The 23,627-nt window shown below is 62.1% G+C and carries 28 protein-coding genes and 1 tRNA gene; 24 read left to right on the top strand and 5 right to left on the bottom strand.

What is annotated here, in order from left to right; translation table 11 throughout:
• Window positions 1-25: 25 nt before the first annotated feature.
• The 14 genes from hisD to tatC all read left to right on the top strand — a co-directional run bounded on the left by hisD (window position 26) and on the right by tatC (window position 10,192).
• Complete coding sequence (hisD, locus tag ACOCG7_RS28915; protein WP_114163211.1) at window positions 26-1,348, top strand: histidinol dehydrogenase; 1,323 nt, start codon at window positions 26-28, stop codon at window positions 1,346-1,348.
• 185 nt (window positions 1,349-1,533) lie between these two features.
• Complete coding sequence (hisC, locus tag ACOCG7_RS28910; RefSeq protein WP_114163210.1) at window positions 1,534-2,604, top strand: histidinol-phosphate transaminase; 1,071 nt, start codon at window positions 1,534-1,536, stop codon at window positions 2,602-2,604.
• An 83-nt stretch (window positions 2,605-2,687) separates the two neighbouring features.
• Window positions 2,688-3,275, top strand: a complete 588-nt coding sequence (gene hisB / locus ACOCG7_RS28905) for an imidazoleglycerol-phosphate dehydratase HisB (protein WP_006052285.1) — start codon at window positions 2,688-2,690, stop codon at window positions 3,273-3,275.
• 80 nt (window positions 3,276-3,355) lie between these two features.
• Window positions 3,356-3,976, top strand: coding sequence for a YchE family NAAT transporter (locus ACOCG7_RS28900; protein ID WP_073430961.1), 621 nt, complete (start codon window positions 3,356-3,358; stop codon window positions 3,974-3,976).
• Window positions 3,973-4,614, top strand: a complete 642-nt coding sequence (gene hisH / locus ACOCG7_RS28895) for an imidazole glycerol phosphate synthase subunit HisH (RefSeq protein WP_114163209.1) — start codon at window positions 3,973-3,975, stop codon at window positions 4,612-4,614. The genes ACOCG7_RS28900 and hisH overlap by 4 nt, the downstream gene beginning before the upstream one ends.
• 214 nt (window positions 4,615-4,828) lie before the next feature.
• Window positions 4,829-5,581 carry a 1-(5-phosphoribosyl)-5-[(5-phosphoribosylamino)methylideneamino]imidazole-4-carboxamide isomerase gene (gene hisA / locus ACOCG7_RS28890; protein ID WP_012434504.1) on the top strand — a complete coding sequence of 251 codons (753 nt, stop codon included), beginning with the start codon at window positions 4,829-4,831 and terminating at the stop codon, window positions 5,579-5,581.
• 216 nt (window positions 5,582-5,797) lie between these two features.
• The gene (hisF, locus tag ACOCG7_RS28885; protein WP_073430963.1) at window positions 5,798-6,571 is read left to right on the top strand and encodes an imidazole glycerol phosphate synthase subunit HisF; all 774 of its coding nucleotides are present in this window, start codon (window positions 5,798-5,800) and stop codon (window positions 6,569-6,571) included.
• 1 nt (window position 6,572) lies between these two features.
• The gene (gene hisI / locus ACOCG7_RS28880; protein WP_176035826.1) at window positions 6,573-6,983 is read left to right on the top strand and encodes a phosphoribosyl-AMP cyclohydrolase; all 411 of its coding nucleotides are present in this window, start codon (window positions 6,573-6,575) and stop codon (window positions 6,981-6,983) included.
• Window positions 6,980-7,363, top strand: a complete 384-nt coding sequence (locus ACOCG7_RS28875; RefSeq protein ID WP_114163208.1) for a phosphoribosyl-ATP diphosphatase — start codon at window positions 6,980-6,982, stop codon at window positions 7,361-7,363. The genes hisI and ACOCG7_RS28875 overlap by 4 nt, the downstream gene beginning before the upstream one ends.
• Window positions 7,364-7,458: 95 nt before the next feature.
• Entirely contained in the window at window positions 7,459-7,854 is a 396-nt protein-coding gene (locus tag ACOCG7_RS28870) for a DUF4870 family protein (RefSeq protein ID WP_114163207.1), read from the top strand.
• 95 nt (window positions 7,855-7,949) lie between these two features.
• The gene (locus ACOCG7_RS28865) at window positions 7,950-8,315 is read left to right on the top strand and encodes a histidine triad nucleotide-binding protein (RefSeq protein ID WP_114163206.1); all 366 of its coding nucleotides are present in this window, start codon (window positions 7,950-7,952) and stop codon (window positions 8,313-8,315) included.
• 246 nt (window positions 8,316-8,561) lie between these two features.
• The gene (tatA, locus tag ACOCG7_RS28860) at window positions 8,562-8,801 is read left to right on the top strand and encodes a Sec-independent protein translocase subunit TatA (RefSeq protein ID WP_073430967.1); all 240 of its coding nucleotides are present in this window, start codon (window positions 8,562-8,564) and stop codon (window positions 8,799-8,801) included.
• Between the two features lie 52 nt (window positions 8,802-8,853).
• Window positions 8,854-9,375: a Sec-independent protein translocase protein TatB gene (gene tatB, locus ACOCG7_RS28855; protein ID WP_073430968.1), complete on the top strand. Its 522-nt coding sequence runs from the start codon at window positions 8,854-8,856 to the stop codon at window positions 9,373-9,375.
• A gap of 34 nt (window positions 9,376-9,409) precedes the next feature.
• Window positions 9,410-10,192, top strand: a complete 783-nt coding sequence (gene tatC, locus ACOCG7_RS28850) for a twin-arginine translocase subunit TatC (protein ID WP_073430969.1) — start codon at window positions 9,410-9,412, stop codon at window positions 10,190-10,192.
• Window positions 10,193-10,395: 203 nt separating this feature from the next.
• Here the strand turns inward: tatC and ACOCG7_RS28845 are convergent, their stop codons facing one another.
• Window positions 10,396-11,616: a Do family serine endopeptidase gene (locus ACOCG7_RS28845; protein ID WP_073430970.1), complete on the bottom strand. Its 1,221-nt coding sequence runs from the start codon at window positions 11,614-11,616 to the stop codon at window positions 10,396-10,398.
• A 19-nt stretch (window positions 11,617-11,635) separates the two neighbouring features.
• On the opposite strand from ACOCG7_RS28845, the gene ACOCG7_RS28840 reads away from it, so the two are divergent.
• From ACOCG7_RS28840 to ACOCG7_RS28805, 8 genes are all read left to right on the top strand, one after another.
• Window positions 11,636-12,382: a Nif3-like dinuclear metal center hexameric protein gene (locus ACOCG7_RS28840; RefSeq protein ID WP_073430971.1), complete on the top strand. Its 747-nt coding sequence runs from the start codon at window positions 11,636-11,638 to the stop codon at window positions 12,380-12,382.
• Between the two features lie 220 nt (window positions 12,383-12,602).
• The gene (petA, locus tag ACOCG7_RS28835) at window positions 12,603-13,223 is read left to right on the top strand and encodes a ubiquinol-cytochrome c reductase iron-sulfur subunit (RefSeq protein ID WP_073430972.1); all 621 of its coding nucleotides are present in this window, start codon (window positions 12,603-12,605) and stop codon (window positions 13,221-13,223) included.
• Window positions 13,223-14,602, top strand: coding sequence for a cytochrome b (locus ACOCG7_RS28830; protein ID WP_073430973.1), 1,380 nt, complete (start codon window positions 13,223-13,225; stop codon window positions 14,600-14,602). Before petA ends, ACOCG7_RS28830 begins: the two co-directional genes overlap by 1 nt.
• A gap of 21 nt (window positions 14,603-14,623) precedes the next feature.
• Complete coding sequence (locus tag ACOCG7_RS28825) at window positions 14,624-15,379, top strand: cytochrome c1 (protein WP_114163205.1); 756 nt, start codon at window positions 14,624-14,626, stop codon at window positions 15,377-15,379.
• Between the two features lie 95 nt (window positions 15,380-15,474).
• The gene (locus tag ACOCG7_RS28820) at window positions 15,475-16,086 is read left to right on the top strand and encodes a glutathione S-transferase N-terminal domain-containing protein (protein ID WP_006052302.1); all 612 of its coding nucleotides are present in this window, start codon (window positions 15,475-15,477) and stop codon (window positions 16,084-16,086) included.
• 70 nt (window positions 16,087-16,156) lie between these two features.
• Window positions 16,157-16,672: a ClpXP protease specificity-enhancing factor gene (locus ACOCG7_RS28815; protein ID WP_114163204.1), complete on the top strand. Its 516-nt coding sequence runs from the start codon at window positions 16,157-16,159 to the stop codon at window positions 16,670-16,672.
• 20 nt (window positions 16,673-16,692) lie between these two features.
• Window positions 16,693-16,768: transfer RNA gene (locus ACOCG7_RS28810), tRNA-Thr, on the top strand.
• 766 nt (window positions 16,769-17,534) lie between these two features.
• On the top strand, window positions 17,535-18,659 hold the full coding sequence (locus ACOCG7_RS28805) for a methyltransferase (protein ID WP_114163203.1): 1,125 nt from the start codon (window positions 17,535-17,537) through the stop codon (window positions 18,657-18,659).
• Here the strand turns inward: ACOCG7_RS28805 and ACOCG7_RS28800 are convergent.
• Window positions 18,646-19,953, bottom strand: coding sequence for a TIGR03862 family flavoprotein (locus ACOCG7_RS28800; protein ID WP_421378225.1), 1,308 nt, complete (start codon window positions 19,951-19,953; stop codon window positions 18,646-18,648). The two genes, ACOCG7_RS28805 and ACOCG7_RS28800, sit on opposite strands and share 14 nt — an antisense overlap.
• Before the next feature lie 367 nt (window positions 19,954-20,320).
• Here ACOCG7_RS28800 and ACOCG7_RS28795 point away from each other — a divergent pair, with 367 nt between their 5' ends.
• The gene (locus ACOCG7_RS28795) at window positions 20,321-20,530 is read left to right on the top strand and encodes a DUF1059 domain-containing protein (RefSeq protein WP_073430978.1); all 210 of its coding nucleotides are present in this window, start codon (window positions 20,321-20,323) and stop codon (window positions 20,528-20,530) included.
• Between the two features lie 86 nt (window positions 20,531-20,616).
• Here the strand turns inward: ACOCG7_RS28795 and ACOCG7_RS28790 are convergent, their stop codons facing one another.
• Entirely contained in the window at window positions 20,617-20,937 is a 321-nt protein-coding gene (locus tag ACOCG7_RS28790; RefSeq protein ID WP_073430979.1) for a DNA-binding protein, read from the bottom strand.
• Between the two features lie 355 nt (window positions 20,938-21,292).
• Between ACOCG7_RS28790 and ACOCG7_RS28785 the strand changes: the two genes are divergently transcribed.
• Window positions 21,293-22,135, top strand: coding sequence for a class I SAM-dependent methyltransferase (locus ACOCG7_RS28785; RefSeq protein ID WP_073431028.1), 843 nt, complete (start codon window positions 21,293-21,295; stop codon window positions 22,133-22,135).
• A gap of 79 nt (window positions 22,136-22,214) precedes the next feature.
• Here ACOCG7_RS28785 and ACOCG7_RS28780 read toward each other — a convergent pair whose 3' ends face one another.
• Together ACOCG7_RS28780 and ACOCG7_RS28775 are read right to left on the bottom strand one after the other, a co-directional pair.
• On the bottom strand, window positions 22,215-22,769 hold the full coding sequence (locus tag ACOCG7_RS28780; protein ID WP_114163201.1) for a DUF1415 domain-containing protein: 555 nt from the start codon (window positions 22,767-22,769) through the stop codon (window positions 22,215-22,217).
• Between the two features lie 93 nt (window positions 22,770-22,862).
• Window positions 22,863-23,507 (bottom strand): TetR/AcrR family transcriptional regulator, encoded by a 645-nt coding sequence (locus tag ACOCG7_RS28775; protein WP_114163200.1) that lies wholly within the window; start codon window positions 23,505-23,507, stop codon window positions 22,863-22,865.
• Between the last annotated feature and the right edge of the window lie 120 nt (window positions 23,508-23,627).

Genomic DNA, 23,627 nt, shown 5'->3' with positions numbered 1-23,627 from the left:
GCGCCTTACCGAAACGGATACCCGTATGTCTATCAAGATTCGCAAACTCGATTCCAGCGCTCCCGACTTCCACAAGTCGCTGCATGCGGTGCTCGCGTTCGAGGCGAGCGAAGACGAAGCGATCGAGCGCTCGGTCGCGCAGATTCTGAACGACGTGAAGGCGCGCGGCGATGCCGCGGTGCTCGAGTACACGAACCGCTTCGACCGTCTCGAGGCGAATAGCGTCGACGCGCTCGAACTGCCGATGTCGGAACTGGAAGCCGCGCTCGAAAGTCTCGAACCCAAGCGCCGCGCCGCGCTCGAAGCGGCGGCGGCGCGCGTGCGCGGCTACCACGAGAAGCAGAAGATCGAATGCGGCAGCCATAGCTGGCAATACACGGAAGCCGACGGCACCGTGCTCGGCCAGAAGATCACGCCGCTCGATCGCGCGGGTATCTACGTGCCGGGCGGCAAGGCGGCGTATCCGTCGTCGGTGTTGATGAACGCGATTCCGGCACGCGTGGCCGGCGTGCGCGAAATCGTCATGGTCGTGCCAACGCCGGATGGCGTGAAAAATCCGCTGGTATTGGCGGCCGCGTTGCTGGGCGGCGTGGATCGCGTCTTCACGATCGGGGGCGCGCAGGCGGTCGGCGCATTGGCGTACGGCACGCAAACCATCCCCGCGGTGGACAAGATTTGCGGCCCCGGCAATGCCTATGTCGCGTCGGCCAAGCGCCGCGTGTTCGGCACGGTCGGCATCGACATGATTGCGGGGCCGTCGGAAATTCTCGTGCTGTGCGACGGCACCACGGATCCGCGCTGGGTCGCGATGGACCTGTTCTCGCAAGCCGAGCACGACGAACTCGCGCAATCCATCCTGCTGTGTCCCGACGACGCGTTCATCGCCCGCGTGCACGAAGCGATCAACGAACTGCTGCCCGCCATGCCGCGCCGCGATGTGATTCGCGCGTCGCTGGAAGGGCGCGGCGCGCTGGTCAAGGTGCGCGATATGGCCGAAGCCTGCGCGATCGCCAACGACATCGCGCCGGAACACCTCGAAATCTCGGCGCTGGAGCCGCACCAGTGGGGCCAGTTGATCCGCCATGCCGGCGCGATCTTTCTCGGCCGCTACACGAGCGAAAGCCTCGGCGACTACTGCGCGGGTCCGAACCACGTGCTGCCTACCTCGCGTACCGCTCGGTTCTCGTCACCTTTGGGCGTCTATGATTTCTTCAAGCGCTCGAGCGTGATCGAGGTCAGCGCGGAAGGCGCGCAGACGCTCGGCGAGATCGCCGCGGAACTCGCTTATGGCGAAGGCTTGCAGGCGCATGCTCGCAGCGCCGAATACCGGATGCGGCAAAACGGCTGAGCGCGGCTGAACCTCGCGAATCCGATAACGAGCGCGGGCATCGAGCTGATGCCCGCTGACTTCGGCGACGGATTGCGTGCGGTTCTCCGCGTCTCCATTCAATAACGACAACTGAGACCAACTGAGGCGGCAGCGTGCCGCCGATGCCAGTCCGGCGTTTGCCTCGCGGCCTGGTCCACTGACCTATGACGACACCTCAAGACATCATTCGCCGCGACGTGCTCGCGATGACGAGCTATCCGGTTCCGGACGCCACGGGCTACATCAAGCTCGACGCGATGGAAAATCCGTTTCCGCTGCCGCCGGTGCTGGCCGCGCACCTCGGCGAGCACCTGGCCGGCGTCGCGCTGAACCGTTACCCGGCGCCGCGTCCGGAAGCGTTGATCGAGAAGATCAAGCGCGTGATGGGCGTGCCCGCCGGCTGCGACGTGCTGCTCGGCAACGGCTCGGACGAGATCATCAGCATGATCTCGGTCGCGTGCGCGAAGCCGGGCGCCAAGGTGCTCGCGCCGGTGCCCGGTTTCGTGATGTACCAGGTGTCGGCGAAGCTGGCGAATCTGGAATTCGTCGGCGTGCCGCTGCGGGCGGATTTCTCGCTCGATACCGAAGCGATGCTGGCGGCGATCGCCGAGCATGAGCCGACGGTCATCTATCTGGCATATCCGAACAACCCGACCGGTACGCTGTTCGACGACGCCGACATGGAGCGCATCATCGCCGCGGCCAACAAGAGCCTCGTGGTGATCGACGAGGCGTATCAGCCGTTCGCGCAGCAAAGCTGGCTGCCGCGCGCCGACGCGTTCGACAATGTCGTCGTGATGCGCACGGTGTCCAAGCTCGGGCTGGCCGGCATCCGGCTCGGCTATCTGGTTGGCAAGCCCGCCTGGCTGACCGAATTGGACAAGGTGCGTCCGCCCTACAACACCAATGTGTTGACGCAGGCCGCCGCAGACTTCCTGCTCGATCACGTCGACGTGCTGGACTCCCAGGCCGCGCAATTGCGCGAAGAACGCGCGAAACTCGCGCAGGCGGTGGCTCAGTTGCCCGGCGCCGAAGTGTTCCCGAGCGCCGGCAACTTCCTGCTGGTACGCGTGCCGGACGCGTCCGTTCTGTTCGAAACGCTGCTCACGGCACGGGTTTTGATCAAAAACGTGAGTAAAATGCATCCATTGCTGGCCAATTGCGTGCGTTTGACCGTGGGTTCGCCTCAGGAAAACGCGCAATTGCTCGCCGGGCTGAAACTCGTGCTGCACTGAATCGCGCACTGGCAAAGCGCCCCGCTCGCCGGTTTTCCCAACCCACACTACTATCGCTTTCTAGCTAGATTCGAGGAATTACCATGCGCCTTGCGGAAGTCGTTCGCAACACCAGCGAAACGCAGATCCGTGTGAAGATCAATCTGGACGGCACCGGTCAGCAGAAGCTGGCCACCGGCGTGCCGTTTCTGGACCACATGCTCGACCAGATTGCGCGGCATGGTTTGTTCGATCTCGACATCGAAGCGCATGGCGATCTGCATATCGACGACCACCATACGGTCGAAGACACCGGCATTACCCTCGGCCAGGCCGTCGCGAAGGCGATCGGCGATCGCAAGGGCATCCGTCGCTATGGCCATTCGTATGTGCCGCTCGACGAAGCGCTGTCGCGCGTCGTGATCGATTTTTCCGGCCGTCCGGGCCTCGAATTTCATGTGCCGTTCACGCGTGCGCGCATCGGCACGTTCGACGTCGATCTCTCCATTGAATTTTTCCGCGGCTTCGTGAATCACGCCGGCGTTACGCTGCACATCGACAATCTGCGCGGCCTGAACGCTCATCATCAGATGGAAACGGTGTTCAAGGCGTTCGGGCGTGCATTGCGCATGGCCGTCGAACTGGACGAACGCGCGGCGGGGCAGATTCCGTCGACCAAGGGCAGCCTTTGAGCGCTCGTTAGCCGGCTCATTGGCCGGCGAATTTACCAGGACCGGGCAAAGAGGGCGGGTTGCGCTTCCCCCGGTGTGCAATGGACATTCTGAAGTCGTTTATTTCGCTGCTGGCGCTGATCAACCCGATCGGCGCCATTCCGTTCTTTATGAGCCTCACGGCGCATCAGGCAGACGCGGAGCGGCGCAGGACCATCCGGATCGCGGCGATCTCGGTGTTCTGCGTGATTGCGGTGACCACGCTGCTCGGACAGCAGATCATCAGTTTCTTCGGCATTTCGGTCGGTTCGCTGGAAGTGGGCGGCGGGATCATCATGCTGCTGATGGCGATCAACATGCTGAACGCGCAGATCGGCAACAGCCGTTCGACGCCGGAAGAGCGCCACGAAGCCGAGCAGAAGGACAACATCGCGGTCGTGCCGCTGGCGATCCCGCTGTTGACCGGCCCCGGCGCGATCAGCACCACGATCATTTACGCGTCCGCCTCGGCGCATTGGTACGACCGGATCAGCCTCGTGGCGATCGGCGCGGTATTGGCGGCGATCTGCTTTTTTTCACTGCGCCTCGCCGAACCGATTGCCCGGTGGGTGGGTCGCACGGGCATCAACATCGGCACGCGGCTCATGGGTTTGATGTTGTCGGCGCTGGCGGTGGAATTCATCGTCGACGGATTGAAGGCATTGCTGCCTAACTTGAAATGAAAACTTCGATAGCGATTGTGGATTACGGAATGGGCAACCTGCGCTCGGTTGCGCAGGCATTGCGCAAGGCCGCGCCGGAAGCGGACGTGGCGATCGTCGACCAGCCCGAGGCGATCCGCTCGGCTGATCGCGTGGTGCTCCCCGGCCAGGGTGCGATGCCCGACTGCATGCGCAGTCTCGCTGAATCGGGCCTGCAGGAAGCGGTGGTGGAAGCGTCGCGCAGCAAGCCGCTGATGGGCGTGTGCGTCGGCGAGCAGATGCTGTTCGACTGGAGCGCCGAGGGCGATACGCCGGGCTTGGGCCTGTTGCCCGGCAAGGTGCTGCGTTTCGACCTGGAAGGCCAGGTGCAGGACGACGGCTCGCGCTTCAAGGTGCCGCAAATGGGCTGGAATCGCGTGCGTCAGGCGCATTCGCACCCGTTGTGGGACGGCGTCGCCGACAACGCATTCTTCTATTTCGTGCATAGCTATTACGTCGTGCCGGAGAATGCGGCCCATACCGTCGGCGAAACGGTGTACGGTGTGCCCTTTACCTCCGCGGTGGCGCGGGATAACATCTTCGCGACCCAATTCCACCCGGAAAAGAGCGCTGAAACGGGGCTGCGCGTGTATCGCAACTTCGTCCACTGGAATCCGTGAGCGCCTTTCTTCATCGTGCTGCCATGTGCCGCAGCGCCACAAGTCGGGCGCGCGATGCGCGCCGGAGCCGCGGCGACGCGAGTTTGCTTGCCCTTGCTGCTCCGCAAGGGCGCGCCGAGAGTTGTACTAAACTAGCGAGACGGCGTTCCGGCGGGCTGGCCCACCAGCCGCGGCCGCCGACCTTCAACCCCTTCCCAGACAACACCCGATTGCTATGCTGCTGATTCCCGCCATCGACCTGAAAGACGGTCAGTGTGTACGCCTCAAACAAGGCGATATGGACCAGGCGACGATATTCTCCGAGGAACCGGCGGCAATGGCCCGGCATTGGGTCGACCGTGGGGCGCGCCGTCTGCACCTCGTCGACCTGAATGGCGCGTTCGCCGGCAAGCCGAAGAATGAAGACGCAATCCGCGCGATCATCGAGGAAGTGGGTGGCGAGATTCCCGTCCAGCTGGGCGGCGGCATCCGCGACCTGAACACGATCGAGCGCTATCTGGACGACGGTTTGTCGTACGTGATCATCGGCACGGCGGCGGTGAAGAATCCGGGCTTTCTGCAGGATGCCTGCACGGCGTTCGGCGGTCATATCATCGTCGGGCTGGACGCGAAAGACGGCAAGGTCGCCACGGACGGCTGGAGCAAGCTGACCGGCCACGAAGTGGCCGATCTGGCGCGCAAGTTCGAGGATTACGGCTGCGAATCGATCATCTACACCGACATCGGTCGCGACGGCATGCTGCAAGGCATCAACATCGAAGCCACGGTACGCCTCGCGCGCGCGGTGAAAATTCCGGTGATCGCGAGCGGCGGTTTGTCGAATCTGACGGACATCGAGTCGCTGTGCGAAGTCGAGGACGAAGGTATCGAAGGCGTGATTTGCGGCCGGGCCATCTACTCGGGCGATCTCGATTTCGCCGCGGCGCAGACCCTCGCCGATCGGCTGCGCGAATCGGACGACGCTTGAGTTTTTCCCAAGGCGCTGTGAGGTACACGCTCAAGCGCCGCGGTGGACTCAAAATCGGCGCGCAAGCGCACCGCGCGAAGGCGCGTCACGGAAACCGCGTCATGCCGCATGCATGCGCCTTGCAGACCTCCGGCGCAACGCGGCCGGCCGCGCCGGCCCCCCCTGCCGCTCCCTGGCGAGCGGCCTCATCAGCGGTATTGGCAGAATTGCACGATCATGGCTCTAGCTAAACGCATCATTCCCTGTCTCGACGTCACGGCTGGACGCGTGGTCAAGGGCGTCAATTTCGTCGAGTTGCGCGACGCCGGCGATCCGGTCGAAATCGCGCGCCGTTACGACGATCAAGGCGCCGACGAACTCACCTTCCTCGACATCACCGCGACTTCCGATCAACGCGATCTGATCCTGCCGATCATCGAGGCGGTCGCCTCGCAGGTGTTCATTCCGCTGACCGTCGGCGGCGGCGTGCGTGCCGTCGAGGACGTGCGGCGGCTGCTAAACGCGGGCGCCGACAAGATCAGCATGAACTCGTCGGCGGTGGCGAATCCGCAGCTCGTCAAAGACGCCACCGACAAATACGGCTCGCAATGCATCGTCGTCGCGATCGACGCCAAGCGCGTCTCCGCCGAGGGCGAGCCGCCGCGCTGGGAAGTTTTCACGCACGGCGGGCGCAAGGCCACTGGCCTCGACGCGGTCGAATGGGCGCGCAAGATGGCGCAACTCGGCGCCGGCGAGATCCTTTTGACCAGCATGGACCGCGACGGCACCAAGAGCGGCTTCGACCTCGCGCTGACACGCGCGGTGTCCGATGCCGTGCCGGTTCCGGTGATCGCCTCGGGCGGCGTGGGCTCGTTGCAGCATCTGGCCGACGGCATCCGGGACGGTCATGCGGACGCGGTGCTGGCCGCGAGCATTTTTCATTACGGCGAGCACACCGTGGGCGAGGCCAAGCGCTTCATGGCCGATCAAGGCATTTCGGTGAGGTTGTGACGTGGTGAATTCTTCGGCTGTTGAATGGCTCGACAAGGTCAGGTGGGACGCGAACGGCCTCGTGCCGGTGATCGCGCAGGAGGCGTCGACGAACGACGTGCTGATGTTCGCGTGGATGAATCGCGAGGCATTGGCGAAAACCGTCGAAACCGGCCGCGCCGTGTATTTTTCGCGCTCGCGCCAGCGCCTGTGGTTCAAGGGCGAGGAGTCCGGCCACGTGCAGCATGTGCATGAAGTGCGGCTCGATTGCGACGAGGACGTCGTGCTGCTGAAAGTGGAGCAGGTGTCGGGCATTGCGTGCCACACCGGCCGCCACTCGTGCTTTTTCCAGAAATTCGAAGGCTCGGTGGACGACGGCGATTGGATCGCCGTCGATCCCGTGCTGAAAGACCCCGAACACATTTACAAATGACGCACACCACGCCAACCACGCCGTCCACGGCCGACACGCTGCTGCGCCTCGCGGCCATCATCGACAGCCGCAAGGGCGGCGATCCGGATGTCTCCTACGTGTCGCGCCTGTTCCACAAGGGCGACGACGCAGTGCTGAAGAAGATCGGTGAAGAAGCCACCGAAGTCGTGCTGGCCGCCAAGGACACGCGTCACGGCGGCGCGCCGAAGGCGCTGGTCGGCGAGGTCGCGGATCTGTGGTTCCATTGCCTCGTGATGCTGTCGCATTTCGATCTAAGCCCTGCGGACGTGCTTGCCGAGCTGGAGCGTCGCGAAGGTCTGTCGGGCATCGAGGAAAAGGCGCTGCGCAAGACCCGCGAGCGGGAGCAGAACGGCGACTGATTGTTCCCAATCTGGCCGTCATGCCCTTGACGTGGCGAGCACCCGCGCCCACATTGGACTGAACGCATTGATCGCATCCTCGGGAGGACGCAAGCATGGAACAGTCGCAAGAAAGCTATCCGCCGCCGGTCTACCGCAACGCCTTGGAGCCGGAGCGCGAACGCAGCCTGCGCACGCTCACGCACGTGCTGTACGCGCTGTACGCCGTGCACTGGCTGACGGGCGGCCTGACGATCGTGATCGCGATCATCATCAACTACGTGAAGCGTTCCGACGCGGCGGGTACCCCCTACGAAGCCCATTTCGACTGGCAGATCCGTTCGTTCTGGATGTGCCTGCTGGGCTATGTGATCGGAGGCTTGCTGCTGTTCGTCGTGATCGGGATTCCAGTTCTTTGGGCCGTCAGCATCTGGATGTTGTACCGTATTATCAAGGGCTGGCTGTATCTGTACGATAACAAGCCGCTCGTGAATCCGCGTGCGTGGTTCTGAGTTCGTCCGATCATTACCGGGTCGGCTTTAGCCGCGCCGCTTGGCGTCACGTCATGTCACGCTTCGCGCTCTAGCCATACTGCGTCAGGAATACGATGAGCCACGACCCGAACTGCCTTTTCTGCAAGATCGCCGCCGGCGAGATTCCGTCCACCAAAGTGCATGAAGACGACGAGTTTCTCGCCTTCCGCGACATCCGTCCGGCGGCGGAGACCCATGTGCTGGTGATTCCGCGCAAGCACATCGCCACGCTGTCGAATTGCACCGAAAGCGATGTCCCGCTGCTTGGTAAAATGCTTGTTTTGGCGGCGCGTCTCGCCGACCAGCTCGGCGTAGCGTATACCGGTGGCGAAACCGGTTTTCGCACGGTAATCAATACCGGTCCGGGCGGCGGGCAGGAGGTGTACCACTTGCACGCGCATATTCTCGCGGGGCCGCGCCCTTGGAAACGGATGGGCTGAGGCTTCACGACAAGGCGCGCCGCGAGTTTTGGTGGTCCACAATAGTGCGGCTGTTGTTTTCGCCGCTGTTTTTTGCGCGTTGTAACGGCGCCGACGCGATCGTCCGGTCACAATGACATACCGCGTCGTGGGTTGCAGTCGCAGAGTCCGCAACGTATAGATGAAGCGTACGCGCTTCGGTTCACGCCGTAAGGCGCATGAGTTTCGCCGCATCGGAATGCGGTGTCGGGGTTAAGGAGAGTAGTCATGGGTTCGTTGAGCATTTGGCATTGGTTGATCGTGTTGTTGATCGTGGCGCTCGTGTTCGGCACGAAGAAGCTGCGCAATATCGGCGCCGATCTGGGTGGCGCGGTGAAGGGCTTCAAGGAAGGTGTGAAGGAAGCGGAAACGCCGGCGGGCGACGCGCAGCAGCGCGAACTGCCGCGCAACGGCGCAGTGGACGTGGATGCGAAGGAAAAGACGCCGCACTCCGGCGATTACCGCTGAGCCGCGGCTCGATCGCGTGGCTTAACCGCGTTATTCACGGACATTCCACTTCATGCTGGACCTCGGTCTAACCAAGATGGCGCTGATCGGCGTCGTCGCGCTGGTCGTACTCGGGCCTGAGCGCCTGCCACGCGTCGCCCGCACGGCCGGCGCGTTGTTCGGCCGCGCACAGCGGTATATCAACGACGTCAAGTCGGAGGTCACGCGCGAGATCGAACTCGACGAATTGCGTCGCATGAAGAGCGAGTTTGAAACCGCCGCGACCAACGTCGAAACCTCCGTTCAAGACAATCTGCGCAAACACGAGACCGAATTGAACGACGCGTGGAACAGCGGCGCGCCGGTGTCGCCGAGCATTGCGGGCGGTGCGCTGGAAGGTGACGTAGGCGCTTCGTCGTGGCAGACCAGCACGCCGTCAGCGGCGCCCAGGCGCAAGAACTGGCGCGTCAAGCAGGCGGCCATGCCGGCCTGGTACAAGCGCGCCACCACGCGCCGCACGCGCGTGCAATCGGGTGCGGCGCGCGTGGCGCGGCATACGCCGGCCGCCATGCGTCGTCCGACGCGCTTTTTCTGATGATCAGAACGACAATCTCTAACCGAGGGCCGGCGTGAGCGACCCCCAGCATAAACAGGACGAAGGCACTGAAGAGACCTTCATTTCCCACCTCGTTGAATTGCGCGACCGCATCATCCGCGCCGGCCTTGCCGTCATCGTGGTGTTCGTCGGGCTCGTGTATTGGGCGCCGGACATTTTCCGGCTGCTGGCGCGCCCGCTGATGATGAATCTGCCGAAGGACGGCAAGATGATCGTCACGGATGTGACCGGCTCGTTCTTCGTGCCGATGAAGGTGACCATGCTCGTCGCCTTCGTGATCGCGCTGCCGATCGTGCTGTACCAGATCTGGGCGTTCGTCGCGCCGGGGCTTTATCAGCATGAGAAGAAGCTGGTTGGGCCGCTGGTGGGCAGCAGCTACACGCTGTTCCTATGCGGCATGGCGTTCGCGTACTTCGTGGTGTTCCCGACCATCTTCCGCGTGATGGCGCACTACAACGCGCCGCTGGGCGCGGAGATGACCACCGATATCGACAATTACCTCAGCTTCGTGCTCACCATGTTCATTGCGTTCGGCGTGACGTTCGAGGTGCCGATCGTCGTGGTGCTGCTGGTTCGCATGAATGTGCTGACCATCAAGAAGCTCAAGGAGATTCGTCCGTATGTGATCGTCGGCGCGTTCGTGATCTCCGCCGTGGTGACGCCGCCGGACGTATTCTCGCAACTGATTCTGGCGATTCCGCTGGTCATTTTGTATGAGGCCGGGATCATCGCGGCGCGGTTGATCGTCGGCAAGCAGCCGGCGCCGCCGGTGGAGGATGCAAGTCCGCCGGCTTGATGCGGAGCGCGAGGCAAACAAAAAGGGCAATCCGTAATGGATTGCCCTTTTTGTTTTGCAACGCGTGCTAGCGCCTAACTGGCCGTCCCCATGCTGCCGCGGCGCTCAACGATCCTGCGGCGGCTGCCTTGGCCCCACGAGTGTCGCATTGCTGTCGTGGCGCGCGCCGCTGTGCTGGCGGCTGAACGCGTCGCCCGTGCTTGTCAACCGCCGTCCTCGTCCTGCTGATCGCCGCCGCTGTCTTCCACCGGTTGCTTCGGCGGCGGGGGACGCTTGCCGATCGTCACCTCGAGATCCATCTCGCGGTTCTTGCGCACCAGATGAACCTTCGCGGCCGTACCCGGCTTGATCTGCGCGATCACGTTCAACAGGCGCGTGGTGTCGGTGATTTCCTGGCCGTTCACGCTCATCAGAATGTCGCCCGGCTTGATGCCCGCGCGGTCGGCGGGACCGTTCTTCAACACGCCCGCGACGATCGCACCGGACTTCTGCTCCAGCCCGAACGATTCCGCGATTTCCTGCGTCACGTCCTGCGGCTCGACGCCGATCCAGCCGCGCGTGACGGTACCCGTGGTGATGATGCTCTCGAGCACGCTGCGCGCCGTCGACACGGGGATCGCAAAGCCGATGCCGAGCGAGCCGCCCGAGCGCGAATAGATGGCGGTATTGATGCCGAGCAGGTTGCCGTTCGCATCGACCAGTGCGCCACCCGAGTTGCCTGGGTTGATCGCCGCGTCGGTCTGAATGAAGTTTTCGAAGGTGTTGATGCCGAGGTGATTGCGCCCCAGCGCGCTGACGATGCCCATGGTCACCGTCTGGCCGACGCCGAATGGATTGCCGATCGCCAGCACCACGTCGCCCACGCGCGTCTGGTCCATGCGGCCGAGCGTGATGGTGGGAAGGTTGGTCATGTTGACCTTGAGCACGGCCAGATCCGTTTCGGGATCGATGCCGATCACCTTCGCATTGGTGGTGCGACCATCCGCCAGCGCGATTTCGATCTGATCGGCGCCGTCCACGACGTGCTGGTTCGTTAGAATGTAACCTTCCGAACTCACTATCACCCCCGAGCCGAGATTGGCTGCGGGCTGTTCCTGCCGCTTGCGGTTGTTCTTGTCGCCGAAGAAGTAGCGGAATAGCGGATCTTTTGCGCGCGGGTCGGGCGGCAGTGAGCCATCCTTGCTGGAGAACACATTGACGACCGCGGGCATGGCCTTTTGCGCGGCGTCCGCGTAGGACGCCTGCGGTGGGCCGCTGCCGATGCCTGGCGCTACTTCCCGGAGGGCGACGATCGGTTCGGCGAGCTGCTTGCCGAATTGCCCTTGACGCTGGAGCCACTGCGGTTTGAGGGTCGCAATGATGAACATTAGCGCCAACAGCACGGTCACCGCTTGGGCAAAGAACAGCCAAAAGCGTCTAAGCATCTGAAGACTGGAGGTTTATATGGATCGGATCGAACTTGAATTGTACTTGAACAATCTCCTTGAAACCGCGCGCTTCAAGGACTATTGCCCCAATGGTCTGCAGGTTGAAGGGCGCCGTCGGGTGAGCAAACTCGCGACCGGCGTGACCGCCTCGGCGGCCTTCCTGGAGGCCGCGCTCGAGTGGGGCGCGGACGCCGTGCTGGTCCATCACGGCTACTTCTGGCGCAACGAGGCGCCGCAAATCACCGGCCGTAAATATGCGCGTCTGAAGCTGCTGCTCGGCAACGACCTGAACCTGTTCGCCTACCACCTACCACTCGACGACCATCCCGAGTTCGGCAACAACGCGCAGATCGGCGCGAAGATGGGCTGGATCAGCGACGCGCGCTTCGGCGAAAACGATCTCGGCTGGCTCGCCACCTTTCCGATGCCGATCACGCTTGCGCACTTCACCGCTCAGGTCGAGCAGACGCTGGGCCGCACGCCGCTCGTATTCGGCGACCCGGATCGCGAACTGCGCCGCGTGGGCTGGTGCACGGGCGCCGCGCAAGGCATGTTCGACGCGGCGATCAACGCGGGCGCCGACGTCTATCTCACCGGCGAGGTGTCGGAGTCGGTCATGCACACGTCGGCGGAAAGCGGCGTGGCGTTTCTCGCGGCCGGCCATCATGCGACCGAGCGTTTCGGCGTGCAGGCGGTGGGCAAGCATCTATCCGAATCGTTCGATATCGAACACCTCTTTATCGATATCCCTAATCCCGTTTGAATTGAAATCGCCATTAGAGAAGAAAAAGGCTCGAATAACGGAGGGGCCGCTTAAAAGGAGGTGCGAAAAAGTTTGCGATCTGTACGGAGAAACCCTGAGATATCAACGGCTTCGCACGGTTTTTGGCAATCGGCCCTTGTAAATGGCGACTCCATTCGCGCAAACTAGCGGCGGTAGAAGCGACGTGAAGGAAAAATCCAACTCAGAAGTGGGGCGTGTGATGCGAGACAAGGAAGATGAACGCGTCGACGGCAGCCGCCGTACCTGGCTGATAGCGACGACCGTAGCAGGTGGCATAGGAGGCGTTGCCACTGTCGTACCCTTTGTTAGTTCGTTTGCACCATCTGAAAAGGCCAAGGCAGCAGGTGCCCCGGTCGAAGTCGATATCAGTAATCTCAAGCCCGGCGACATGATGACCGTTGCCTGGCGCGGTAAGCCGGTGTGGATCATCAACCGCACCGACAAGATGCTCGCCGACGTCAAGAAGGCCGATAACGAAGTAGCGGATCCCCACTCCAAGAATGTTTTCACCATGCCCTTGCCGGAGTACTGCAACAACGAACTCCGTTCACGGGCCGATCACCAGAGCGTATTTGTCGCCGTCGCCGTCTGCACCCATCTGGGCTGCACGCCGACGCCGCGCTTCCAGGAGGGCGCGCAGCCGAATCTTCCGGACGACTGGCCTGGCGGCTTCCTGTGCCCCTGCCACGGTTCGACCTATGACATGGCCGGCCGCGTCTTCAAGAACAAACCTGCGCCGCAGAACCTCGACATCCCGCCTTACATGTTCACGTCGGCCACCAGCCTCGTGATCGGCAAGGACGAGAAAGGAGAAGCGTAATGGCGATCGAACACGAAGTAGAGACGACCGGGCTCACCGGCTGGATCGACCGGCGCTTTCCGATGACGTCGGCGTGGAAGAAGCACGTTTCCGAGTACTACGCGCCGAAGAATTTCAACTTCTGGTACTTCTTCGGTTCGCTCGCGCTGCTGGTGCTGGTCAATCAGATCGTCACCGGCATCTTTCTCACGATGAACTACAAGCCCGACGCGACGCTCGCGTTCGCGTCGGTCGAGTACATCATGCGCGAGGTGCCGTGGGGCTGGCTGATCCGCTACATGCACTCCACCGGCGCGTCGATGTTCTTCGTGGTCGTGTATCTGCATATGTTCCGCGGGCTGATGTACGGCTCGTACCGTAAGCCGCGCGAACTGGTATGGATTTTCGGCTGCGCGATCTTTCTGTGCCTGATGGCCGAGGCGTTCTTCGGCTATCTGCTGCCGTGGGGCCAGATGTCGTTCTGGGGCGCGCAGGTGATCGTGAACCTGTTCTCGGCGATTCCCTTCATCGGGCCGGATCTCTCGCTGTGGATCCGCGGCGACTACGTCGTCTCGGACGTCACGCTGAACCGCTTTTTCGCGTTTCACGTGATCGCCATTCCGCTAGTGCTGATCGGCCTCGTGGTCGCGCACATCGTGGCGCTGCATGAAGTCGGCTCGAACAACCCGGACGGCATCGAGATCAAGGCGAAGAAGGACCCCAACGGCATTCCGCTCGACGGCATTCCGTTCCACCCATACTACTCGGTGCATGATTTCTTCGGCGTCACGGTGTTCCTGATGATTTTCGCGGCGATCATCTTTTTCGCGCCGGAGATGGGCGGGTATTTCCTCGAAGCGAACAACTTCATTCCCGCCAATGCGTTGCAGACGCCGCAGGAAATTGCGCCGGTGTGGTACTTCACCGCCTTCTATGCGATGCTGCGCGCCACCACCGATCCGTTCAAGATCGTGCTGATGATCGTGATCGCCCTGCTGGGCCTGCTCGCGCTGGTGCGTGCGCGCGGCAAGTGGAAGATCGGTTTGCCCGTGCTGGCGGTGCTGGTGATTCTGGCGATGGCGTTCACCGAATCGAAGTTCTGGGGTGTGGTGGTGATGGGCGGCGCGGTGATCTCGCTGTTCTTCCTGCCGTGGCTCGACCGCTCGCCGGTGAAGTCGATCCGTTACCGGCCGTTCTTTCACAAAGTGTTCTACGCGATCTTCGTGTTTGCCTTTCTGACACTGGGCTTCCTCGGCACCAAACCGCCGTCGCCGGCCGCCACGCTGATTGCGCAGGTGTGCGCGCTGATCTACTTCGCGTTTTTCCTCGGCATGCCGTTCTGGACGAGGCTTGGCACGTTCAAGCAGCCGCCCGAGCGGGTGCGGTTCAAGCCCCACTAATCGCGAGCCAGGAGAACACGAATGAAGAAACTGCTTTCGACGTGCGCGCTGATCGGCGCGACGCTGCTCGCGCTCGCGGCCGCCCCGGTGCGCGCGGACGAGAATTTCCCGCTCGACCGAGCGCCTGATAACGCAGAGAATTTCGCTTCGTTGCAGCACGGCGCGCAATTGTTTGTAAACTATTGCCTGAATTGCCACAGCGCGAACCTGATGCGCTACAAGCGGTTGACCGACCTCGGCATCACGCCGGCGGCCATTCAGTCGAATCTGCTGTTCACCACCGACAAGGTCGGCAACACCATGACCGTGGCGATGCGCCCCGAGGACGCGAAAGCGTGGTTCGGCGCGAGTCCGCCGGATTTGTCGGTGGAAGCGCGAGCGCGCAGCAAAGACTGGCTGTACACGTATCTACGCAGCTTTTATCGCGACGATACGCGGCCGACCGGCTGGAACAATCTGGTGTATGAGAACGTGAGCATGCCTCACGTGCTGTGGCAGCTTCAGGGGCAGCGTACCGCGAAGTTCGGCGATGAAATCGACGAAAAAACGGGTGAGACGGTACACAAATTTGTCGGTTTCCAGCAGGTCACTCCGGGGACGATGTCGCCGGTAGATTATGATTCTGCTGTGGCCGACCTCGTGTCTTACCTGTCATGGATGTCCGAACCGACGCAGAAAACCCGCAAACAGCTTGGCGTGTGGGTGCTTCTCTTCCTCGGCATTCTGAGCTTTTTCGCCTGGCGACTGAACGCCGCGTACTGGAAACATATCAAATAATCACGCCGTCACCCGGCGTGGGGCCGGCGCCAGGAAGAACCTGCTGAACGGTTTTTCCGCGCGCTGGCCCTTCAGCTTTTTGAGGAAACGTAAATATGATGGTTCTGTATTCCGGCACAACTTGCCCGTTCTCCCAGCGTTGCCGGCTGGTGCTGTTCGAAAAGGGCATGGACTTCGAGATCCGCGACGTCGACCTGTTTAACAAGCCGGAAGACATCGCCGTGATGAATCCGTATGGTCAGGTGCCGATTCTCGTCGAACGGGACCTGATTCTGTACGAGTCGAACATCATCAACGAGTACATCGACGAGCGCTTCCCGCACCCGCAACTGATGCCGGCCGATCCGGTTCAGCGCGCCCGCGCCCGCCTGTTCCTGCTGAACTTCGAAAAGGAACTGTTCGTTCACGTCGGCACCCTCGAAAACGAAAAGGGCAAGGCCGCCGAGAAGAACCACGAAAAGGCGCGCCTCGCGATCCGCGATCGCCTGACGCAGCTTGCGCCGATCTTCCTGAAGAACAAGTACATGCTCGGTGAAGAGTTCTCGATGCTCGACGTCGCCATCGCGCCGCTCCTGTGGCGCCTGGATCACTATGGTATCGAGCTGTCGAAGAACGCCGCACCGCTGATGAAGTACGCCGAACGCATTTTCAGCCGTCCGGCTTATATCGAAGCGCTGACGCCTTCCGAAAAGGTAATGCGTCGTTGAGTATGGCTTTGGGGCAAGGGCGCCGCACGGTCGAGAGGGTGCGGGCCCGTGCCTGGTCAGAGGACTGTTGATGCAAGAGATTTCCACCAAACCTTATCTGTTGCGCGCCCTGTACGAATGGTGCACGGATAATGGCTACACGCCGCACATCGCGGTCCGGGTCGACAATCAGACGCGCGTGCCGCGTCAGTTTGTGCGCGACAACGAAATCGTGCTGAACATCAGCTTCGAGGCGACCAGCCAGCTGCAGATGGGCAACGAGTGGGTCGAATTCAGCGCGCGCTTTTCCGGTAAGTCGCACAAGATCGAAGTGCCGATCGCCAATATTCTCGCGATCTATGCGCGCGAAAACGGGCAGGGCATGGCGTTTCCGGTCGAATCGGCGGGCGGGGAGGCGCGGGACTCCGGTGCCGACGCCGTGCCGGCGGACGAAAGCGCTATGCCGGCGGCGCCGCGTGTGGTGGAGACTTCGCCTGCGGCTGCCGATGCTGCTTCAGCCAAAACGGATAGCGCGACGGAGGGCCCCCAGCCTGACGACGACGGATCGAAAGGCGGCGGAAGGGCTCGCCTGAAGATCGTAAAGTGAAGTAGAATTACGGGCTCAAAGCCGGCTTAGCTCATCAGGTAGAGCGCTTGACTTGTAATCATGAGGTGGCGGGTTCGAGTCCTGCAGCCGGCACCAGTAGTACGAAAACGGGTTTCTGAAATGTTCAGAAACCCGTTTTTTTATTCTTGAGCGGAACGTAGTCGTCGTTAAATCGCGCCAATAAATATATCGGGTTGCGGCACGGTAAGGGGCCTGCAACCCGATATTCAAGGCGTTAATGGCGCTATTAAAATTTTAGTGCGTACCTTATTGCTCTCTCAGGTTCTATCATGATTTGTGACCGTGCGCCTTGGCGGTCGGCGATGACTATACATAGGCGATACGGGTCTGTCTATTAGCCGGGTCTGCAAGCGCAGGTTCATGCGTGCGGCATAATCGATTTTAAGCATGGTTAACCCGGTCCGTCGGGCCGCTTGTAACTCTGCGGACTTGAACATTCCATGTTACCCGGTCGCTTATTCATGCTCGCCTTGTAAAGCAAGCGTCCGTGTTTCAGAACTTGGCCGTGAAAACATCGCCGACTCTTGGCCCTTTGAGGGCCGAAGAGTACCTCGGACGCAAAGCGTTCGTGAGACCTCAAACGGCCGAAATTCACCATATCTCCTTCACCTTGTCGATCGTGGACGATTCAGTCTACATTTGCCGCGCGCAGTAGCGAAAGTGCAGTGCCACGGCCAGCCTTGGCCGCGTTCGCCGACGAATAGCCCACCGCGAACCCGAACGACAGGGGTACTATTCGGGGCGTCAGTCGGCATCGCTTATCAAGTACTCCGGCGGGCAACGCCCCCCGACGACGCGATATTTCATTGCGTCACTCCCGCAACACAGATCCCACCTCACCATGACCAGCCCAGCAACCATCACCTGGCCCGAAGCCGACGGTCCCCGCACCGCGCGTTGGCGCTCCGAAGCGGCAGTGCCGCCGCCGAAACGCGTCATCGTCGCGGATGACCGCACGACCGCCGACTCCGCCTACCGCCTTGCCTGCGAAGGCACGGCGCTGTTATGGAACGGCGATTTCCAGAACGCTCGCCAATTGCTGCAGGCGGTTACGCGTCGACTGGAACGCAAACCGCGCAAGCAGGGCGAGACGCCGCTCGACGCCTTCAACCTGCATCGCCAGGCGCAGTCGCAACGCGCCCGCACGCTCGGCATGATCCTGATTCCGCTCGACGCCGCTTACGGCATTCCGTTGCGCCGCGCGCCCGACGTGCAACAGGCTTGCATCGAAACGTATGGTCCGGCCACCGGTGAAGCATCGGTTGTATCGCTGCGCGAACTGCTTGGTCTGATCGGCGCGCATGAGTGGCGCAAGAAGGGTGTCGAGATTCCCGCGCTGGGCGAGCGCATTCATCCGCACCACGGCGTGTTTTCGCCGGTGCGGGGTGAATATGTGGATCTCGTCGCGCGAACGCCACTGCCCTCGCTGAACAAGGCGTTCGATATCGGCACCGGCACCGGCGTGTTGGCGGCGCTGCTCGCGAGGCGCGGTGTGAAGAAAATCGTTGCGACAGACCAGGACCCGCGAGCGCTCGCTTGCGCCCGAGAGAACCTCGCGCGCCTCGGCTACGACCAGCAAGTCGAAGTGGTGCAAGTGGACTTGTTTCCGGAAGGCCGTGCGCCGCTCGTCGTCTGCAATCCGCCGTGGGTGCCGGCGAGGCCTGCGTCCCCGATCGAACATGCGATCTACGATTCGGAAAGCCGCATGCTGCTGGGTTTTCTCAACGGTCTCGCGGAGCATCTATCGCCGGGCGGCGAAGGCTGGCTCATCATGTCGGATTTCGCGGAGCATCTCGGTTTGCGCACGCGCGAGTGGCTGCTTGCGGCGATCGAAAAGGCCGGGCTGACTGTGGCGGGCCGCGAGGATATTCGTCCGCGGCATCCCAAGTCGACCGACGAAACCGATGCGTTGCATGCGGCGCGCGTGGCTGAAGTGACGTCGCTGTGGCGTCTTAAGGCGCGGTAGGCGATGCGGCGGAGGGGCGCGCGCCGCGCGCCTCGAGATACGCCAACGCGCCGCGTCCCGCCGCCAAACCGCTGGCGAAGCAGGCGGTGAGAAGATAGCCGCCCGTTGGTGCTTCCCAATCGAGCATTTCGCCCGCGCAGAACATGCCGGGCAGACGCTCGATCATCAGATGCTCGTCGAGCGCCTCAAAGGGAATGCCGCCGGCGGTGCTGATCGCTTCCGCGATCGGCCGGGCCCGCGTGAGCCGCACCGGCAGCGACTTGATGGCATGCGCGAGAACGTTCGCGTCGGCGAAAGCTTCCTTCGACAGAATCTCGTGCAACAAGGCCAGTTTTACCCCGCTAATCCCGATCCGGCCATGCAGATGGCTCGACATCGAACGTGAGCCGCGCGGCCGCGTGACTTCCGCGACGACACGCTCGAGAGTCAAGCCTGGCGCCAGATCCAGACTGGTTGTCACGTCGCCGTCGGCGAGAATCCGGTCCCGAATAGCCGCCGATAACGCGTAAATCAGGCTCCCTTCCAGGCCCGTTTCGGTCAGAAGTATTTCACCTTGTCGATTGTGGACTTTATTGTCTACGCCAGTGAGTGAAATGGCCACCGGCTTGACCGGCTGGCCCGCGAAACGCTCGCGCAGATAAGGGCTCCAGTCGGCGTCGAAGCCGCAGTTGGCGGGTTGCAGAGGCGTCAGCGGCACATCGCGCGCTGCCATGAGCGGCACCCAGGCGGCGTCCGATCCGAGGCGTGGCCAGCTTGCGCCGCCGAGCGCGAACACCACGGCATCGCAAGTCACGACTTGCGGGCCGCCGGGCGTGGCAAACCGCAGCGCATGCGTGGCGTCGTCGGCGTCGGCGTCGGCATCGCTCTCAACCCAGCCAATCCACTTGTGGCGCATATGAAACCGCACGCCCGCTTCTCTCAATCGATGCAGCCACGCCCGCAGCATCGGCGCCGCTTTCATATCGGTCGGGAAAACGCGGCCCGAACTGCCGACGAAGGTTTCGACGCCCAACTCGTGCAGCCAGGCGCGCAAAGCGTCGGGACCGAAGGCGTCGAGCAACGGCTCGATCCGCTCGCGGCGCGCACCGTAGCGGTCCAGAAACGGTCCGAGCGGTTCGGAATGCGTGATGTTCATGCCGCCTTTGCCCGCCATCAGGAATTTGCGGCCGACCGACGGCATCGCGTCATACACGTCGACCGGCACGCCATGTCGGGCAAGCGCCTCGGCAGCCATCAAGCCGGCGGGGCCGCCGCCGATCACGGCGACGCGGGCGGAATCGAGGGAGGATGACATGCGGTCCTGCGGATGAGCGGAAGAGGCGGTGCGTCAGCGGGATCGGACGATCGCGCGGCGCGAAGGGCGCTATTTTCACACCGTGGGCAGCGCAGGGCAAACGCGCGGCTGAGCCGGCAGGCCGAAAAAAGCTGGGTTCGGGCGTTTGCGTATCGGCCCGGTTTGCGTTTGCCGCTTCGGGACCGACCCGCGCGACCTATACTTTTCACATACCTTCCACCGGACGCAGTGTCGCGTTTTCCGCCTCGAACCAGCCCACGATTTCACGCTGCCCGCGCTGCCCTAACGGCCGCGTGACGGCGGAAGACGGAGTTCGCGCGTCTGTTCCCTGTCCGGATGTTCTGAAGGTTGATACCAGGAGACTGCCATGAGCCGCAAATATATCGACTGTCGCGAATTCCCGAGCGAGATGAACTGCACCGTTGCCATGTCCGCCGACAGCGAGGACGAATTACTCGACGCAGCCGTGCAGCACGCGGTTTCGGTTCACAAACACGAGGATTCGCCGGAACTGCGTTCGCAGCTCAAGACCCTGTTCCATGAAGGCACGCCGCCGGTCGAAGCACCGCGCGCGTGATGTGTCGCCCTTCCGCCAGAAGGGATGCCGGCTGACCGGTGCGAGCGGCCGCGTGCCGCCCGCGCGGGTCGCGGCGTGACGCCGGTTTAACTGGGGTAAGCCTCGTCCACCTTGAGCCCGGCGAGCTTGAAAATGACCCGCAGCGTTTGCGGTTTGATGTCGCGCCTCGATGCGAGCGTGGTCATCACGAAATCGAGTACTTTTGCGTATTTCAGCATCGTCAGGCAGGTTTCCATATCGACGCTGCCGTCGCGCATGATTTCCGCCAGACGCAGCATTTCCGTGGAAATGTCGCGCGCCATCTCCAGTTCGAGTTGCTGCTTCTCGGACCAGACCGGCGTGGCAGTGAGTTTCGCCAGCATTTCCTGAAACTTCTGTTCGACGTTTCCGTTGGGTATCGTATCCATTGCCGCCTCTGTTATATCCGAGCGCGTCCGCTCGGGATCGCGGCGCGCTTCTGGTTACGTAACATTAGGTCCCTGTTCCGGGACCGCCCTCCCCACCTGCAGCCGGTTCGCCGATTGAAGCACGGCGCTGGCAATCCGTTGTCATCGGCGGCACGGCTTACCTTGCCGGGGAGCCGGCCCGCAAGCTGTTTTGCGCGCTGTTCGAGCAGAAAACATTCCAGATCGTCGACCTTTTTCGCATGATTCGCCCGGCTCCTTCGGTGAGCGGGCCGCGCTTTGGGTAAACTGCCAGCAACTTTTCCCTTTTTCCGTCACCTGTCGCACGTTCGCGTTGCAATCGGCGGCGGTTTCCACGATGTCCAGCAAAACCCACGAAATCCGTCCGAACCAGTCCGTCGAGCTACTGAAAGAGCTTCACATCCTCACGCGCGACGGCAAGATGAACCAGGACAGCCGCCGCAAGCTGAAGCAGGTCTATCACCTTTTTCAGTTCATCGAGCCGCTGCTCAAGGACCTCAAGGACAAGCAGGGCGCCTTGACGCTCGTCGACCACGGCGCGGGCAAGTCATATCTAGGTTTTATCCTGTACGACCTTTTCTTCAAGGAATTTCAGGGCGCCGCTGGTGGGGCTTCGCACATTTACGGCATCGAAACGCGCGAGGAACTGGTCGCGAAGTCGGAAGAACTGGCCGCTCGGCTCGGCTTTACGGGGATGTCCTTCCTGAACCTGTCGGTGGCCGACTCGATCACGTCCGAGCGCTTGCCGGCCGAGATCGACATCGTGACGGCGCTGCATGCCTGTAATACCGCGACCGACGACGCCATCCGCTTCGCGCTGGAAAAGCACGCGAAGTACATCGTGGTCGTTCCGTGCTGCCAGGCTGAGGTGGCGGGCGTGTTACGGCAGAACAAGGGCAAATCGCTCGCGAACGCGTTGACTGAAATCTGGCGGCATCCGCTGCATACGCGGGAATTCGGCAGCCAGATCACGAATGTGCTGCGCTGCTTGCAGTTGGAAGCGCACGGCTATCAGGTGAGCGTGACCGAACTGGTCGGGTGGGAGCATTCCATGAAGAATGAACTCATCATTGCCCAATATAAGGATTTGCCAAGGCGGCGGCCGGCCGAGCGGCTTAATGAGGTGATGGAGACGCTTGGAATCGGGGAGTTGAAGGAGCGTTTTTTCGTGTCCGCCTGATTTCGCTTTTCCGCAGGTGGCCTTTAACAGTGGCTGCCCGACGCCGCTGCCGCTGCCGTTGCATGGCCGCCGCCATGAATCACCGCTTCATCAGTTCGTTCCACCCGGCGAGGCCGATCCGTCGAAGGGTTGCCTGATTTCGCTCATAAATAGCCTCAGCGTCGGGGAAAGCCTCGACAGCGCGCTCGATGCTGTCCTCGCGCAGCAAATGCAAAATCGGATAAGGCGCCCGATTGGTGTAATTCTCGATGTCGTCGGGTTCGCTGCCTTCGAACTGGTAATGAGGATGAAAGCTGGCGATCTGAATCGAGCCTTCGAGCCGAAGCTGCTTGAGCATCCGCTCGGCGAAAAACAGGCAATCGTTGTACTCGAGAAAATCGCCGAGCGCGCGCGGCAGAATCAATAGCGTGGTATCGACGGCGTCAGGGTCGGACGCAAGCAGCGTCTGTAACTCGGCTTCGAGGTCGGTCAACACCGCTTCTATATTCACGGCGTCGCTAACGGCATAGCGAATCTGCCCCTTCACGTGCACTGCTTTCGCGAAGGGACATAAATTCAGTCCGATCACGGCGTGGGTCAGCCAGTGGCGGGTGGCGGCAACGACGGCATCATGGGATTCGGCAGGCAACGACATGGCACGCAGCGAAAGGGGAAAGCGCCATTTTAACGGCGCGGACTGGCGCCGATCCGCGCCTCGCGACGGTGAGACCGCACAGCCGGCTCCAGTTCAACCCTTAGCCGCCGCCCCGCCGCATGCCGCGGCGATCAACTGCGCGGCGACTTTCGGCGCGGCGAGAATCGGTCCGCATCCGGGGCCATAGGTCTGACTGGCCGCGTACACGCCTTCGATCAGCAAGCCGAGCGCGTTGGCGAGCGCCACCGGATCGTCGGCGCCTGCGCCAGTCGCCAGTTCGGTGAGTCGCGCCAGCAACCGTTCCTTGTTGCGAAACACGAATTGCCGCGCCGGATGCGCCGCGTCGGGAAACTCCACCGACACGTTCACGAACGGACAGCCGCGGTAGCCCTCGATCGACGCGCGCACCGCCAGGTCGTCGAAATACTGCTGAAGCTGCTTTGCCGGCTCGCCCGGATGCTTCGCGAAGCTCCGTTCCACATAGCCGAAGAATTGTTCGTCCTTGCGCTCCAGATAAGCCATCACCAGTTCGTCTTTCGACGAAAACTGGCGGTACAGGCTCATCTTGTTCACGCCCGCGCGTTCCACCACCGCATCGACGCCGACCATCCGCACGCCCTCGCGGTAGAACAACTCGTCCGCCGCGCGCAGCAGATGCTGCTGCGCCTGTGGCCCGGCCGTTTGCGCGCTGCGCGCGCGCCGGGGACCGGCCGGCTTGTGGGTTTCGCTGTGGGACATGGTAAGCACCTGAAAATTAAATCGACGCCTTGACATGTTACCGACCAGTAACTAACATCGCAACACCGTTGTGACTGAGCTGTCACAAACCCTTTACCGAAGCCGTCATGGTGCGAACGG

This window comes from Paraburkholderia sp. DD10 (assembly GCF_049177125.1).
Classification (GTDB): domain Bacteria; phylum Pseudomonadota; class Gammaproteobacteria; order Burkholderiales; family Burkholderiaceae; genus Paraburkholderia; species Paraburkholderia terricola.
Note: the sequence above shows the minus strand (reverse complement) of the source record. Positions and strands in the feature narration are given on the sequence as shown.

Bases quoted from the DNA above. Each gene is read 5' to 3' on its own strand.
- hisF (WP_073430963.1), top strand. From the start codon at position 5,798: ATGGCTCTAGCTAAACGCATCATTCCCTGTCTCGACGTCACGGCTGGA.
- ACOCG7_RS28785 (WP_073431028.1), top strand. From the start codon at position 21,293: ATGTCCAGCAAAACCCACGAAATCCGTCCGAACCAGTCCGTCGAGCTA.
- ACOCG7_RS28845 (WP_073430970.1), bottom strand. From the start codon at position 11,616: ATGCTTAGACGCTTTTGGCTGTTCTTTGCCCAAGCGGTGACCGTGCTG.
- ACOCG7_RS28775 (WP_114163200.1), bottom strand. From the start codon at position 23,507: ATGTCCCACAGCGAAACCCACAAGCCGGCCGGTCCCCGGCGCGCGCGC.
- ACOCG7_RS28825 (WP_114163205.1), top strand. From the start codon at position 14,624: ATGAAGAAACTGCTTTCGACGTGCGCGCTGATCGGCGCGACGCTGCTC.
- hisH (WP_114163209.1), top strand. From the start codon at position 3,973: ATGAAAACTTCGATAGCGATTGTGGATTACGGAATGGGCAACCTGCGC.
- ACOCG7_RS28840 (WP_073430971.1), top strand. From the start codon at position 11,636: ATGGATCGGATCGAACTTGAATTGTACTTGAACAATCTCCTTGAAACC.
- ACOCG7_RS28800 (WP_421378225.1), bottom strand. From the start codon at position 19,953: ATGTCATCCTCCCTCGATTCCGCCCGCGTCGCCGTGATCGGCGGCGGC.
- hisD (WP_114163211.1), top strand. From the start codon at position 26: ATGTCTATCAAGATTCGCAAACTCGATTCCAGCGCTCCCGACTTCCAC.
- tatB (WP_073430968.1), top strand. From the start codon at position 8,854: ATGCTGGACCTCGGTCTAACCAAGATGGCGCTGATCGGCGTCGTCGCG.
- ACOCG7_RS28780 (WP_114163201.1), bottom strand. From the start codon at position 22,769: ATGTCGTTGCCTGCCGAATCCCATGATGCCGTCGTTGCCGCCACCCGC.
- ACOCG7_RS28865 (WP_114163206.1), top strand. From the start codon at position 7,950: ATGAGCCACGACCCGAACTGCCTTTTCTGCAAGATCGCCGCCGGCGAG.
- ACOCG7_RS28790 (WP_073430979.1), bottom strand. From the start codon at position 20,937: ATGGATACGATACCCAACGGAAACGTCGAACAGAAGTTTCAGGAAATG.
- tatA (WP_073430967.1), top strand. From the start codon at position 8,562: ATGGGTTCGTTGAGCATTTGGCATTGGTTGATCGTGTTGTTGATCGTG.
- hisB (WP_006052285.1), top strand. From the start codon at position 2,688: ATGCGCCTTGCGGAAGTCGTTCGCAACACCAGCGAAACGCAGATCCGT.
- ACOCG7_RS28830 (WP_073430973.1), top strand. From the start codon at position 13,223: ATGGCGATCGAACACGAAGTAGAGACGACCGGGCTCACCGGCTGGATC.
- ACOCG7_RS28820 (WP_006052302.1), top strand. From the start codon at position 15,475: ATGATGGTTCTGTATTCCGGCACAACTTGCCCGTTCTCCCAGCGTTGC.
- ACOCG7_RS28875 (WP_114163208.1), top strand. From the start codon at position 6,980: ATGACGCACACCACGCCAACCACGCCGTCCACGGCCGACACGCTGCTG.
- ACOCG7_RS28870 (WP_114163207.1), top strand. From the start codon at position 7,459: ATGGAACAGTCGCAAGAAAGCTATCCGCCGCCGGTCTACCGCAACGCC.
- ACOCG7_RS28815 (WP_114163204.1), top strand. From the start codon at position 16,157: ATGCAAGAGATTTCCACCAAACCTTATCTGTTGCGCGCCCTGTACGAA.
- ACOCG7_RS28900 (WP_073430961.1), top strand. From the start codon at position 3,356: ATGGACATTCTGAAGTCGTTTATTTCGCTGCTGGCGCTGATCAACCCG.
- hisC (WP_114163210.1), top strand. From the start codon at position 1,534: ATGACGACACCTCAAGACATCATTCGCCGCGACGTGCTCGCGATGACG.
- ACOCG7_RS28805 (WP_114163203.1), top strand. From the start codon at position 17,535: ATGACCAGCCCAGCAACCATCACCTGGCCCGAAGCCGACGGTCCCCGC.
- petA (WP_073430972.1), top strand. From the start codon at position 12,603: ATGCGAGACAAGGAAGATGAACGCGTCGACGGCAGCCGCCGTACCTGG.
- hisA (WP_012434504.1), top strand. From the start codon at position 4,829: ATGCTGCTGATTCCCGCCATCGACCTGAAAGACGGTCAGTGTGTACGC.
- ACOCG7_RS28795 (WP_073430978.1), top strand. From the start codon at position 20,321: ATGAGCCGCAAATATATCGACTGTCGCGAATTCCCGAGCGAGATGAAC.